12 protein-coding genes are annotated in these 12,375 nt (G+C 69.1%); 4 read left to right on the plus strand and 8 right to left on the minus strand.

The features are described from left to right. Positions 1 to 168 precede the first annotated feature (168 nt). Positions 169 to 1,515 carry an amino-acid N-acetyltransferase gene (gene argA, locus JHD82_RS19190; RefSeq protein WP_012206372.1) on the plus strand — a complete coding sequence of 449 codons (1,347 nt, stop codon included), beginning with the start codon at positions 169 to 171 and terminating at the stop codon, positions 1,513 to 1,515. A gap of 171 nt (positions 1,516 to 1,686) precedes the next feature. Here argA and bla read toward each other — a convergent pair whose 3' ends face one another. Then, entirely contained in the window at positions 1,687 to 2,598 is a 912-nt protein-coding gene (gene bla / locus JHD82_RS19195) for a class A beta-lactamase (RefSeq protein ID WP_199138162.1), read from the minus strand. 109 nt (positions 2,599 to 2,707) lie between these two features. Here bla and JHD82_RS19200 point away from each other — a divergent pair, with 109 nt between their 5' ends. From JHD82_RS19200 to JHD82_RS19210, 3 genes are all read left to right on the plus strand, one after another. Further along, positions 2,708 to 3,565 carry a LysR family transcriptional regulator gene (locus tag JHD82_RS19200; protein WP_012206374.1) on the plus strand — a complete coding sequence of 286 codons (858 nt, stop codon included), beginning with the start codon at positions 2,708 to 2,710 and terminating at the stop codon, positions 3,563 to 3,565. Positions 3,566 to 3,658: 93 nt separating this feature from the next. After that, the gene (locus tag JHD82_RS19205; protein ID WP_013801706.1) at positions 3,659 to 4,330 is read left to right on the plus strand and encodes a glutathione S-transferase; all 672 of its coding nucleotides are present in this window, start codon (positions 3,659 to 3,661) and stop codon (positions 4,328 to 4,330) included. A gap of 106 nt (positions 4,331 to 4,436) precedes the next feature. After that, a complete protein-coding gene (locus JHD82_RS19210; protein WP_199138164.1) occupies positions 4,437 to 5,084 on the plus strand; it encodes a LysE family translocator in 648 nt (215 codons plus the stop codon). Positions 5,085 to 5,119: 35 nt separating this feature from the next. Here the strand turns inward: JHD82_RS19210 and JHD82_RS19215 are convergent, their stop codons facing one another. The 7 genes from JHD82_RS19215 to rpiB all read right to left on the minus strand — a co-directional run bounded on the left by JHD82_RS19215 (position 5,120) and on the right by rpiB (position 12,207). After that, entirely contained in the window at positions 5,120 to 6,076 is a 957-nt protein-coding gene (locus JHD82_RS19215) for a sugar-binding transcriptional regulator (RefSeq protein WP_043822792.1), read from the minus strand. 45 nt (positions 6,077 to 6,121) lie between these two features. After that, the gene (locus JHD82_RS19220; protein ID WP_199138166.1) at positions 6,122 to 7,243 is read right to left on the minus strand and encodes an alcohol dehydrogenase catalytic domain-containing protein; all 1,122 of its coding nucleotides are present in this window, start codon (positions 7,241 to 7,243) and stop codon (positions 6,122 to 6,124) included. Positions 7,244 to 7,291: 48 nt separating this feature from the next. Beyond that, complete coding sequence (locus tag JHD82_RS19225; RefSeq protein ID WP_233174804.1) at positions 7,292 to 8,299, minus strand: ABC transporter permease; 1,008 nt, start codon at positions 8,297 to 8,299, stop codon at positions 7,292 to 7,294. A 43-nt stretch (positions 8,300 to 8,342) separates the two neighbouring features. Beyond that, positions 8,343 to 9,107, minus strand: a complete 765-nt coding sequence (locus JHD82_RS19230; RefSeq protein WP_199138168.1) for a GolD/DthD family dehydrogenase — start codon at positions 9,105 to 9,107, stop codon at positions 8,343 to 8,345. Beyond that, positions 9,104 to 10,159, minus strand: a complete 1,056-nt coding sequence (locus tag JHD82_RS19235; RefSeq protein WP_199138170.1) for a substrate-binding domain-containing protein — start codon at positions 10,157 to 10,159, stop codon at positions 9,104 to 9,106. Before JHD82_RS19235 ends, JHD82_RS19230 begins: the two co-directional genes overlap by 4 nt. 63 nt (positions 10,160 to 10,222) lie before the next feature. Beyond that, complete coding sequence (locus JHD82_RS19240; protein ID WP_199138172.1) at positions 10,223 to 11,731, minus strand: sugar ABC transporter ATP-binding protein; 1,509 nt, start codon at positions 11,729 to 11,731, stop codon at positions 10,223 to 10,225. 2 nt (positions 11,732 to 11,733) lie between these two features. Then, complete coding sequence (rpiB, locus tag JHD82_RS19245) at positions 11,734 to 12,207, minus strand: ribose 5-phosphate isomerase B (protein ID WP_199138174.1); 474 nt, start codon at positions 12,205 to 12,207, stop codon at positions 11,734 to 11,736. Between the last annotated feature and the right edge of the window lie 168 nt (positions 12,208 to 12,375).

The raw sequence follows: 12,375 nt of genomic DNA on the forward strand, positions 1-12,375 counted from the left end.
GGCACTGTGCAGCAGGGCCGATTTGCGTGGCGTTCCATCCCATTTCTGTGCGCAGGTGCCGCGCCATGCCGCTACACTGGCGCCTGCCTGCGCGAGCATGTCCTGGCGGACCTGTCCGCAGGCCTTTTTTTTCTGCCCGGCATCGGCCCGATGCCCCGACTGACCACCATGTCCACCGTCTTCAACTTCACCTTCGTCCCCTGGTTCCGGTCCGTGGCTCCCTATATCCACAAGTTCCGACACCAGACCTTTGTGGTGGGACTGACGGGCGAGGCCATCGCATCGGGCAAGCTCAGCTCCATCGTCCAGGACCTGGCCATGATCCAGGCCATGGGCGTGAAGATCGTGCTGGTCCATGGCTTCCGTCCCCAGGTCAACGAGCAGCTTGCCGCCAAGGGCCATGAGGCCCAGTACTCGCGCGGCGTGCGCATCACCGACTCCGTGGCGCTGGACTGCGCCCAGGAAGCCGCTGGCCAGCTGCGCTATGAGATCGAGGCCGCCTTCAGCCAGGGCCTGCCCAATACGCCCATGGCCGGCGCGCGGGTGCGGGTGATCTCGGGCAACTTCCTCACGGCGCGGCCCGTGGGCATCGTGGACGGCGTGGATTTCAAGCATTCGGGCCTGGTGCGCAAGGTCGATGTCAGCGGCATCCGCAGCGCCCTGGACATGGATGCCATGGTGCTGATGTCGCCCTTCGGCTTCTCGCCCACCGGCGAGGCCTTCAACCTGAGCATGGAAGAGGTGGCCACGCGCGTGGCCATCGAGCTGAAGGCCGACAAGCTGATCTTCATGACCGAGGTGCCGGGCATCCGCATGGACCCCACGGGCCCGGCCGATGAGACCAACCCCATCGACACCGAGCTGCCGCTGGCCACGGCCCGCCGCATGCTGGCCGAGCTGCCCACGCCCGAGCAGCCCACGGACACGGGCTTTTACCTGCAGCACTGCGTGCATGCCTGCGAGCACGGCGTGGAGCGCAGCCATATCCTGCCCTTTGCCATCGACGGCGCGCTGCTGCTGGAGATCTACGTGCACGACGGGATCGGCACCATGATCATCGACGAGAAGCTGGAAGAGCTGCGCGAGGCCACGCCTGACGACGTGGCCGGCATCATCCAGCTGATCGAGCCCTTCGAGAAGGACGGCACCCTGGTCAAGCGCAGCCGCACCGAGATCGAGCGCGACATCGCCCACTACACCATCATCGAACACGATGGCGTGATCTTCGGCTGCGCCGCGCTCTACCCCTACCCCAGCGCCAGGACCGCCGAGATGGCGGCCGTCACCGTCTCGCCCAAGAGCCAGGGCACGGGCGATGGCGAGAAACTGCTCAAGCGCATAGAGCAGCGCGCCAAGGCCCAGGGCCTGGACAGCCTGTTCGTGCTGACCACGCGCACCATGCACTGGTTCATCAAGCGCGGCTTCCAGCCCGTGGACCCCGACTGGCTGCCCGAGGCGCGCAAGGCCAAGTACAACTGGGACCGCAAAAGTCAGGTCCTGGTCAAGAAGTTGTAACCCCCTGAGGCGCTGTGCGCCTTCCCCCTCACGAGGGGGGCATACGGGCGGCCGGCGACACCCTCGGTGCGGGGGCGGCGCGGCCGGCCCAGGCCCTTCCTCGGTGTCTCTCGTCTTCAGGCCGCGCCAATTTTCTGAAATCGCCCAAATCAAGCGACATGGTGGCGCAACTTAGCCTTGCACTGCTGCCTGCCAGCGTGCGGCCGCCTTGCCGGCCGCTGCCAGCGCCGCATCGCGCTGCGGCGCGTCGGCCGGGCATTCGGTGAGGTAGCCGCTCACCAGCAGCGGTGCGCTTTGCGGCGTGGGCCAGGCGATGACGGCATCGTTGGCCGTGCCGCGATCGCCGGTGCCCGTCTTGCCACCCACGCGCCAGCCGGCCGGCATGCCCGCGCGCAGGCGCTTGTCGCCCGTGCGGCTGGCCACCAGCCACTGCTGCAGCAGCGCGCGGCCATGGCCGTCCAGCACCGATCCCAGCAGCAGGCGCTGCATGCTTTGCACCATGGCCAGGGGCGTGGTGGTGTCGCGCTCGTCGCCGGGCAGGCCTTCGTTGAGCTCGGGCTCCATGCGGTCCAGGCGCGTGGTCTCGTCGCCGCTGGCGCGCAGCCACTGCGTCAGCGCCTGCGGGCCGCCGCTGGCGTCCAGCAGCAGGTTGGCGGCCGTGTTGTCGCTGAGCACCACGGCGGCCTCGCACAGCTCGGAGATGGTCATGCCGCCGCCATCGCCGGCACGCGGGCCGCTGGCCGGCGAGTAGGGAACCAGCCGGGAGCTGGCGTAGTGCACGCGGCGCGACAGACGCTCATCGCCCTGCTGCACGCGGTCCAGCACCTGGGCGGCCAGCAGCAGCTTGAAGGTGCTGCACATGACAAAGCGCTCGTCGCCGCGGTGGTCCACGCTGGCGCCCGACTCCGCCTCCAGCACGGCCACGCCGAGCCGGCCGCCCACACTTTTCTCGATGCGCGCCAGCTCGGTCCTGAAGGCCTGGTCGGCAGCCCCCTGTTTTTTTGATGGCAGGGCGCAGCCCGCCAGCCCGGCCGCCATCCAGGCGGCCGCGCCGCCCGTCATCAGAAAATCGCGTCTTTGCATTGTTTTTCCTTTTCAGTTGCAGATCGACAAACGCAACGATAGCGCCGCGCCCAAGCTGCGACCAGCGTGAATAATTGGCAGCATCCCTTAGAAAAACTTTTGGCTCACCATGCAACTGCCCCTCAATGCCCTGCGCATGTTCGATGCGGCCGCGCGCCATCTCAACCTGACGCGGGCGGCCGACGAGCTGTGCGTGACCCAGGCCGCCGTCAGCCAGCACATCCGCAACCTGGAGGAGCGCCTGGGCAAGCCGCTGTTCCGGCGCCTGCCGCGCGGCCTGGCGCTGACCGACGAAGGCCATGCGCTGTGGCCTGCCGTGGCCGAGAGCTTTGCGCGCATAGAGCATTCGCTGCAGCAGGTGGCCGAGCCGCGCCCGCGCGAGGTCCTCACCGTGGGCGTGGTCGGCACCTTCGCCATCGGCTGGCTGATTCCCAGGCTGGGCCAGTTCCAGCAGCAGCACCCCTACATCGACCTGCGACTGCTCACGCACAACAACCGCGTGGATCTGGCCGGCGAAGGGCTGGATGCGGCCGTGCGCTTTGGCGACGGCGCCTGGCAGGGCACGCGCGCCGAACTGCTGCTGCGCGCGCCGCTGACGCCCATGTGCACCCCGGCCCTGGCCCAGCGCCTGCGCCAGCCGGCCGACTTGGCAGGGCAGACGCTGCTGCGCTCGTACCGCCTGCAGGAGTGGGAGAGCTGGTTTGCCACGCTGGACCAGAGCGCGCCGCTGGCGCGCGGGGCCATGTTCGACTCCTCGCTGACGCTGGCCGAGGCGGCGGCCCAGGGCGCGGGCGTGGCCCTGCTGCCGGCGCGCATGTTCCAGCACCTGCTGCAGCAGGGCCGGCTGGTGCGCCCCTTCGAGCAGGAGGTGGACACGGGCGCCTACTGGCTGACCCACCTGCGCTCGCGCGCACCCAGCGCGGCGCTCAAGACCTTCAGGCAATGGCTGCTGGCGCAGCTGCAATAGCCACGGACGCCCGCGGCAAGACCCGCAGGCCGCCTGACTTTGGCCCCGGCGCTATCATCTGCCGCTTTTGGCCCCTAGCCCCGTCCCCGCTCCATGACCCAGACCCTGCCGGTTCTCTACTCGTTTCGCCGCTGCCCCTACGCCATCCGCGCCCGCCTGGCGCTGGCCCATGCCGGCCTGGCCTGCGAGCTGCGCGAAATCAACCTGCGCAACAAGCCGCAGGCGCTGCTCGACGCCTCGCCCAAGGGCACGGTGCCCGTGCTGGTGCTGGAGGACGGCCGCGTGATCGAGCAGAGCCTGGATGTCATGCTGCACGCGCTGCGCGCCAATGACCCGGACGGCTGGCTGGCACCGACCAGCGGCTCGCTGCCGGACATGCTGGCGCTGATCGAGCGCAACGACGGCTTTTTCAAGCACGCCCTGGACCGCTGCAAGTACCCCGAGCGCTACACGGCCGAAGAGGTCAACCACGCCCAGGCCGATGCCCTGACCTGGCTGGCCGAGCTGGACGACCAGCTGGAGGCCACCGGCTACCTGTTCGGCCAGAACCCCAGCCTGGCCGACATGGCGCTGCGCCCCTTCGTGCGCCAGTACGCGCGCATCGACGAGTCGCAATGGAACGAGCAGCCCTGGCCGCACCTGCAGGCCTGGCTGCAGCGCTGGATCGACTCGGCCCTGTTCGCCGAGGTGATGGAAACCTACCCGGGCTGGGTGCCCGGCACGCGCGGCCCGGTCTTTGCCGCCGGCGGCGTGGGCAGCGACTGACGCCTGCCCGCCCCGTTTGCCCTGCCCCGGGTCGGCAGGGGCTGCGCAAGGCAGGCAAAGCTGGCACAGTGGCAGGCTGTTGCCAACCGCATGAGCCTTCGCCGACATGACCCTCGCCACCCTGCTCGTCTTCTCCCTGGTCGCGCTGATCGCGATCATCACCCCCGGTCCCACCGTGCTGCTGGCCCTGGCCAATGGCTCGCGCCACGGCGTGCGCCGCGCCCTGCCGGGCATGCTGGGCGCCGTGCTGTCGGACTTCGTGCTGGTCGGCGCGGTCGCGCTGGGCCTGGGCGCGCTGCTGGCGGCCTCGGAGTTCTGGTTCTCGGTAGTCAAGTGGGTGGGAGCGGCCTACCTGGCCTGGCTGGGCCTGCGCATGCTGCGCAGCCAGGGCGGATCGCTGTCGGCACCCCAGGGCGACGGCAAGGCAGAGGCCGGCGCCGACGGCTACAGCGCCCGCACCGTGCTGTTCAAATCGTTCCTGGTCGCCGTGACCAATCCCAAGGGCTACCTGTTCTGCTCGGCCCTGCTGCCGCAGTTCATCGACCCGGCGGCCGCCCAGGCGCCGCAGTACATCGCCATTGCGCTGGTGTTCGCGCTCATCGATTTCCTGGTGATGCTGGCCTATGCCTTCGCCGGATCACGCGCCGCGCGGCTGCTGCGCGGGCGGGCCGTGATGTGGCTGGACCGCCTGTGCGGCGGCATGCTGCTGGCTCTGGCAGGCTCGCTGGCCTTCTACCGCCGCGCGTCGAACTAGGCGCGCCGCCCAAGAGCCGCGCCTCCCCCACTGCGTCAGCGCGTCGCCCCCATGACATCGTCCAGCTGCAGCACGGCCGCCGCGTTGGCCGTGGTGGTGGCCAGCGTGTCGATGGCGCCGGTGCGCAGGGCTCCCAGGATGGCCGTGACCTTGCTGGATTCGGCCGCCACGGCGATGACGTTGGGTATGCGCAGCAGGTCCTCGCGGCTCAGGCCGATGACGCGGTCCTGCATGGGGGTTGCGGCCGGCTGGCCGTGGATGTCGATGAAGTCGTAGCCCATCATGTCGCCCACCGTGCCCGCGCGGCGGGCGTCCGAGATCTCCTGCGCGGAAAACCAGCCCATGCGGGCCATGTTGCTGTCCACGCTGACATCGCCCACGCCGATGAGGGCGATGTCGGCGCGGCGCGCTTTGTCCAGGGTGTGCCTGACGGTGTCGTTGTCCAGCAGCGCCTTGCGCAGTTGCGGATCGCCCACCAGGGCCGGCGCATAGAGCGATTCGGACTTGCCGCCAAAGCGCGCTGCCAGGCGGCGCGCGATGTGGTCGGCGTTCATCGCCTCCCCGCCACGGTAGGAGCCGCCGATGGCGCTGACGAAATGGCACTCCCGCCGTGTGGCGGACAGGGCGTGCTCGGAGACCGAGGACACGTTGCGCCCCATGCCCACGGCCACGATGGAGCCATCGACCAGGATGCGCTCCAGCTCGCTGGCCACCAGGCCTGCCAGCAGTTCGCGCTGCCGGTCGGCATCCTTGTGGTCCACCGCGATCAGCGCGCGCTTGATGTGAAAGCGCTCGGTCAGCTGTCGCTCCAGGTCGGCGGACACCAGCGAATGCGGCCGCACGCGGATCTCGACGATGCCCTCTTCCTGCGCGCGGCGCAGCAGCCGCCCGACGGTGGCGCGCGAGATGCCGAACTCCTTGGACAGTTGGTCCTGCGTGCATCCATCGACGTAGTACAGGGTCGCCAGTCGCGTCAGGTCGCTTTCAGTCAAGGGTGCCTCCAAGGGTGCCGGGAAAGGCGCGCAGTGTAGCGCCGCTCACCGGGCCTCGCCAGCGTGGGGCAGCAGCAGGACCTTGACCGAGTCCATGGAATCGGCCACCCCGATGGCGCTCTCCCACTCCGACAGCGCATAGCGGTGGGTGACGATGCCCTCGGAGGTGACCAGCCCGCGCGCCAGCAGGTCGATGGCAATGGGGTAGCAATGGGCGCTCAGGTGGGCGCCGCGCAGGTCCAGCTCCTTTTCCTCGCCGATGATGGACCAGTCCACCGTGGTCTCGCGCCCGAAGACGCTGAACTCCACGAAGCGGCCGAGCTTGCGCACCAGGTCCAGCCCCTGCGTCACGCCCGAGGGCGCGCCCGTGGTCTCTATGTACACATCGCAGCCATAGCCGTCGGTCAGTGCGTGCACGATGGCGCGGGCATCCTCGCGCGCGGGGTTGATGGTCACGTCGGCGCCGCAGCGGCGCGCCAGCGCCAGGCGCTGGTCCGACAGGTCCATGACCACCAGCCGGCGCGGCGTCTTCAGGCGCGCGACCTGGGCCATGAGCAGGCCCAGCGTGCCCGCGCCGGCGATGACCACCACATCATCGAGCTGGATGTCGCCGCGGTTGACGGCATGGATGGCGCAGGACAGTGGCTCGGTGATGGCCGCATCCTCGAAGGCCACGCTCTCGGGAATCCGGTGCACCACGGCGCGGGCGGACAGGCGCATGTACTCGGCCATGCCGCCATCGGCCACCTGGCCCTGGAAGCCGTAGACATCGTGCACCTCGCACATCCAACGAAAGCCGGTCCTGCAATAGCGGCAGGCATGGCAGGGCACGATCTGCTCGGCGATCACCCGGTCACCCAGCTGCACGCCGTGGTGCTCCTGGGCGCCCTCGCCCACCTGCACCACATGGCCCCAGAACTCGTGGCCCGCGATCACCGGAGGGCGCACATAGGCGGGGCGGCCTTTTTCCGGATCTCCCCAGAAGCGCGGCGCGCCAGCCCAGCATTTGCAGTCGCCCGCGCAAATGCCGCAGGAAGCCACGCGGATGACCAGCTCGCGCGGCCCGGCCTGCGGACGCGCGACGCGTTCGAGCCGGTAATCCCTGGGGCCGTGGCAGACCACGGCCAGCATGTTCGTATCGGCGGCGTCAGGCAGGGTGTTTTGCATGGAACTCTCCCGGGTTGCAGATGGTGGACAGGACGTGGGCACAGCGCTTCATGCCCTGCGGCGCGAACTGTCGAGCAGCACGGCGCCGACGATGATCACGCCCTTGATCAGCTGCTGGTAGTACGAGGACACGCCCAGCAGGTTCAGCCCGTTGTTGATCACGCCGATGAGCAGGGCGCCGACGACCGTGCCGCCCAGGCTGCCCGTGCCGCCCGACAGGCTGGTGCCGCCGATCACCACGGCCGCGATGGCGTCCAGCTCGTAGGACACGCCGGCCTGCGGCAGCGCCGCCGTGGTGCGCGACGCCAGCAAAATGCCGGCCAGCCCCGCGAGCAGGCCGCTGACCACATAGACCAGCAGCACGATGGCGCGGGTGTTGATGCCGCTGGTCTTGGCGCTGCGCAGGTTGCCGCCCACGGCGTAGATGTAGCGGCCATACACGGTGTAGCGCAGCACGAAGGCGAACACCGCGACGGCAACGGCAAAGATCACGATGGGCATGGGCACGGGTCCCAGCTGGCCGGCGCCGATGGCAAGAAAGCCGTCGGGCAGCTCGGACACCGGCATGCCGTCGTTGTAGATGTAGGTCAGGCCACGCGCCGCACTGAGCATGCCCAGCGTGGCCACGAAGGGCGGCACCGCGAACCAGGCCACCAGCAGGCCGTTGACGCCGCCCAGCAGCATGCCCACGCCCAGCCCGGCGCCCACGCTCACCGCCAGCCCCTGGCCATCGGCCGCCAGCCAGGCGCCCACCATGCCGGCCAGCGCCAGGATGGCGCCCACCGACAGGTCGATGCCCGCCGTCAGCACCACGCACGTCATGCCGATGGCCAGGATGCCGTTGATGGAGGTCTGGCGCAGGATGTCGGCCCAGTTGCCCCAGGTCATGAAATGGGGGTTGGCCAGCGCCAGCGCCGCGCACAGTGCAATCAGCGCGATGACCACGCCGTAGCGCTCGCGCAGGCTGCGCAGGTCCAGCGCGCGTCGGCCCAAGGGCGGCTGCGGGGAGTGCGAAGGGTGCGAAGAATGTGAAGAGGCGGCTTGAAGATTCGTCATGGTCGATTCCCGCGTTGATGCAAGCGTGGGGCCGGCAGGCCGCTCACTGGATGGAGTAGCCCCCGTCGATGACGATGTTCTCGCCCGTCAGCATGCCGGCGTGCGTACCGGCCAGGAACACGGCCAGCCGCGCCACCTCCTCGGGCTGCGCAAAGCGGCCCGTGGGGATGAGCGCCCGCATGGCCTCCCCCACCTGCCCGGCCCAGGCCTTGCGGCCCAGCGGCGTGTCCACCACCGTCGGCGAGATGGCGTTGACGGTGATGCCGTCGGACGCCCACTCCAGCGCCAGCACGCGCGTCAGTCCCACCAGGCCCGCCTTGCTGGCGCAATAGGCGGCATGGCGCCGGAGCGCGACCACGCTGGCCTGCGAAGCCAGGTTGATGATGCGTCCGTGGCGCTGGCGGCGCATGGCCGGGGCCACCGCCTGGGCCAGCAGCAGCGGCGCCGTGAGGTTGACGGCCAGCGTGCGCTCCCACGCGGCCTCGCTGATTTCGCCGGCCGGCTCCAGCAGCGCCACGCCGGCGCTGTTGACCAGAATGTCGATGCGGCCCGTGGCCTCCAGCACGGTGGCCACCGCCTGCTCCACGCCCTCGGGCCTGGTCACATCCACCGCCAGCGCCAGGTGGTGCCGGGGCTCCGCCAGGCTGGCAGCGGCCACGTCCAGTGCCTGCCGCTCCAGATCCACCAGGACGACACGCGCACCGCCTTCGGCGAGCTGCCGGGCAATCGCCAGGCCGATGCCGCCCGCGCCGCCGGTGACCAGGGCCGTGCGACCGTCGAAGTCCCGCTCCAGGCCGGCGGCGCTCATTTGCGCACCTTCTGCAAGAAGGCGTCGGCATTGGCGGGCACGATGGCTGTCCAGGGCACCTCGTAGGATTTGGCCGTGCCGTCGCCCCAGGGCATGGCCTGGGCATACTCGCTCCATACCACCGAGCGCGGCCGGTAGGACGGGCCGACAAGCTGGCGCAGCAGCACATCCAGCGCGCCCTGCGCCTGGGCCTGGGCATCCTGGAAATTGGTGGTCATCTCGCCGCGCTTGACGGCCGTGATGGCGGCGGCCACGCCGTCCACGCCCACCACCGGGATGGTCTTGATATCGATGCCCTTGGTCTTGATGGCCTGCACCGCGCCCAGGGCCTCGTCGTCGTTCTGGGCGATCACGCCCTGGATCTGGCCCGGGAATGCGGTCAGCCAGTTCTCCATCAGTCCCATGGATTCGGCACGCGACCAATTGGCGGTCTTGCGCGCCAGCACCTTCACATCCTTGTGGCGGGCCAGCACCTCGTCATTGCCGCGCGCCCGCTCGATCTGTGCCGACTGGCCTATGGGCCCCTCGATGACGACGATATTGCCCTTGCCGCCGATGGCCTTCATCAATGCCTCGGCCTGCATGCGGCCGGCCACCACATCGTCATTGCCCACGTAGGAGGTCAGCACATCGCCCTGCACGCGCGTGTTGGAGCCCACCACGGGAATGCCGGCCTTCACCGCCTTCTGCACGGGCGCCGCACCCGCCTTCAGGTCAATGGGCACGAAGAGGATGCCGTCGTACTTCTGCGTGATCATGGTGTCGAACTGGTTGCTCTGCGTCAGCGCGTCGTAGTTGCCGTCGAACACGGTGATCTGCACCGTGCCGTCCTTCACGGCCGGATGCGCCTTCAGCTCCTTGGTCCACATCTGCATGAACTCGCCCTTGAGCCCATAGACGGCCGCGCCTATGCGGTAGGGCTTGGCCGGTGCGGGTACTGGTGCTGGTGCCGGCAGCGGGGCCGGAGCCTGGGCCCGGACCTGCGCTGCGGCCAGGAACAGCCCACCGGCAAGCGCGGCGGCAAGCACGGTGGTGAAGCGGAAAAACGGCATGGTCATGTCTCCTGTGTGTTGTGAAAGGCAAGGGGAAAAACGCAGCACGGGCGGCGCCCGGGCTCAGGAAGCGAGGTGCATCAGCGCCTCCTGCGTGATGCCGTGGCCGGCCACCACGCGGTCAAGCCGGCCTTTGCGGAAGATGGCAATGCGGTCGCTCAGCTCCAGCAGTTCCGGCGCCTCGGAGGACACCACCACCACGGCATGGCCCTGCGCGGCCAGCGAGGCCAGGAAGGCGTACACCTCACGCTTGGCGCCTTCGTCGATGCCGCGCGTGGGCTCGTCGCACAGCAGGCAGACGGGGTTGGTGGCCATGCAGCGGGCCAGCACCACCTTCTGCTGGTTGCCGCCGCTCAGGCCCGAGACCGGCATGGCCGGGCTGGCCAGCTTCACGCGCAGGCGCTGCAGCAGGCCGCCCACCAGCACGCGCTCTGCCGCGCCATCCACCACCCCGGCGCGCTGCAGGCCCGGCAGTGCGGGCAAGCTGGTGTTGAAGCGCACCGAGGAGCTCATCACCAGCCCCGTGGCCTTGCGGTCCTCGGTCACCAGGGCCAGGCCCGCCTTGATCGACGCCGCCGGATTGCCGCGCGGCAGGGGCAGCCCGCCCAGGCTCGCCTGCCCCTGGTCGGCGCGCGTGAGGCCGTACAGGCAGTTGAGGAATTCGCTGCGGCCCGATCCCATCAGTCCGTAGATGCCCAGCACCTCGCCGGGGGCAACGTCCAGGCTGATGTCCTCGAACTCGCCCCGGCGCGTGAGCCCCTGCACCGACAGCAGCGGCTCGCCCGGCGCCGCAGCCCTGCGCTCGCTGGCGGCAGCGCGGACTTCCCGGCCCACGATGAGCTTCACGAGCTGCCGCCGGTCGATATCGGCCAGCGCGCCGGTCTGCACGAAGCCGCCATCGCGGAACACCGTGTAGCTGTCGGCAATGGTGAAGATCTCCGTCAGGCGGTGCGACACATAGAGGATGCCGGCGCCCTGCGCGGTCACGCGGCGTATCGCGTCGAAGAGGATGGCGGTCTCGCTTTCGCCAATGGCCGAGGTGGGCTCGTCCATGATGATCAGCTCGCTTTGCCGGCTCAGGGCCTTGGCAATCTCCACCAGTTGGGTCTGCGCCAGGCTCAGGCGGCCCATCTGCGCACGCGGATCGATATCGAAGCCCAGCTGCCTGAGCAGCGCATCCGCCTGCTCCAGCAGCGCGGCATGGCGGACCACCACGCCGGCGCGCCGGGGCTCGCGGCCCAGGAAGATGTTCTCGGCCACGCTCATGCCCGGGATGGGCGACAGCTCCTGCGTGATGATGGACAGGCGGTGCGCCAGCGCCTCGTGCGGCGTGGCGAAATCCACCGGCCGGCCCTTGAGCAGTATCTCGCCGGCATCGCGCCGCAACAGGCCCATCACGATGTTCAGGAAGGTGGATTTGCCTGCGCCATTGCCGCCGCACAGCGCGTGCACGCTGCCCGCCTGCAGCTCAAGGCAGCCGTTGCGCAGCGCAGGCACGCCGCCGAAGCACTTGGCCACGCCGCGCGCCTGCAGCAGTGCGGTGCCGGTATCGGTACGGGTGCCGGTGCCCATGGTCACGCGCCCTGCCCGCGCCCGGCCGCGGCGGCCTGCGAGCGCTCGAAGCCGGTGATGGCATCCACCTTCAGGGCCGAGCTGCCGCCATCGAAGCGCGATGCGAGGAAGCGGTCCACGATGGCCTTGGCCAGTTCCACCCCGATCACGCGCGAGCCCAGCGTGATGATCTGCGCGTCGTTGCTGCGGCTGGCGCGCTCGGCCGAATAGGTGTCATGGGCCTGCGCGGCGCGGATGCCTGCCACCTTGTTGGCCGCAATGGCCATGCCTATGCCCGTGCCGCACAGGAGAATGCCGCGCTCATGGCGGCCCTGGACGATGGCCTGCGCCACCGCGATGCCGATGTCGGGATAGAGCACCGGCTCGCCGTCGTGCGTGCCGAAGTCGGCCACATCGTGGCCCTGGGCCAGCAGATGCTGCTTCACGGCGTTCTTGAGGTCGCAGGCGGCTTCGTCGCAGCCGATGGCCAGCTTCATGGCATCCCTTCATTACAAAAGACCATCACATGATCATTTGATCAATGTTTTTTGAGAGTCTTCTCAATCGGAGAGCAGTTGTCAAACAACGATAGCTATGTGAACCGGCAAGATAAATACGTAACCTGTTGAATTTTCTACAAAATCCATCAAATCCTATCGTTTTCC

Source organism: Delftia sp. ASV31, from assembly GCF_016428765.1.
In the GTDB taxonomy this organism is placed as follows: domain Bacteria; phylum Pseudomonadota; class Gammaproteobacteria; order Burkholderiales; family Burkholderiaceae_C; genus Comamonas; species Comamonas acidovorans.

What these genes read in the sequence shown, in the direction of transcription:
- argA (WP_012206372.1), top strand. Translation starts at nt 169, where the DNA reads ATGTCCACCGTCTTCAACTTCACCTTCGTCCCCTGGTTCCGGTCCGTG.
- bla (WP_199138162.1), bottom strand. Translation starts at nt 2,598, where the DNA reads ATGCAAAGACGCGATTTTCTGATGACGGGCGGCGCGGCCGCCTGGATG.
- JHD82_RS19200 (WP_012206374.1), top strand. Translation starts at nt 2,708, where the DNA reads ATGCAACTGCCCCTCAATGCCCTGCGCATGTTCGATGCGGCCGCGCGC.
- JHD82_RS19205 (WP_013801706.1), top strand. Translation starts at nt 3,659, where the DNA reads ATGACCCAGACCCTGCCGGTTCTCTACTCGTTTCGCCGCTGCCCCTAC.
- JHD82_RS19210 (WP_199138164.1), top strand. Translation starts at nt 4,437, where the DNA reads ATGACCCTCGCCACCCTGCTCGTCTTCTCCCTGGTCGCGCTGATCGCG.
- JHD82_RS19220 (WP_199138166.1), bottom strand. Translation starts at nt 7,243, where the DNA reads ATGCAAAACACCCTGCCTGACGCCGCCGATACGAACATGCTGGCCGTG.
- JHD82_RS19225 (WP_233174804.1), bottom strand. Translation starts at nt 8,299, where the DNA reads ATGACGAATCTTCAAGCCGCCTCTTCACATTCTTCGCACCCTTCGCAC.
- JHD82_RS19230 (WP_199138168.1), bottom strand. Translation starts at nt 9,107, where the DNA reads ATGAGCGCCGCCGGCCTGGAGCGGGACTTCGACGGTCGCACGGCCCTG.
- JHD82_RS19235 (WP_199138170.1), bottom strand. Translation starts at nt 10,159, where the DNA reads ATGCCGTTTTTCCGCTTCACCACCGTGCTTGCCGCCGCGCTTGCCGGT.
- JHD82_RS19240 (WP_199138172.1), bottom strand. Translation starts at nt 11,731, where the DNA reads ATGGGCACCGGCACCCGTACCGATACCGGCACCGCACTGCTGCAGGCG.
- rpiB (WP_199138174.1), bottom strand. Translation starts at nt 12,207, where the DNA reads ATGAAGCTGGCCATCGGCTGCGACGAAGCCGCCTGCGACCTCAAGAAC.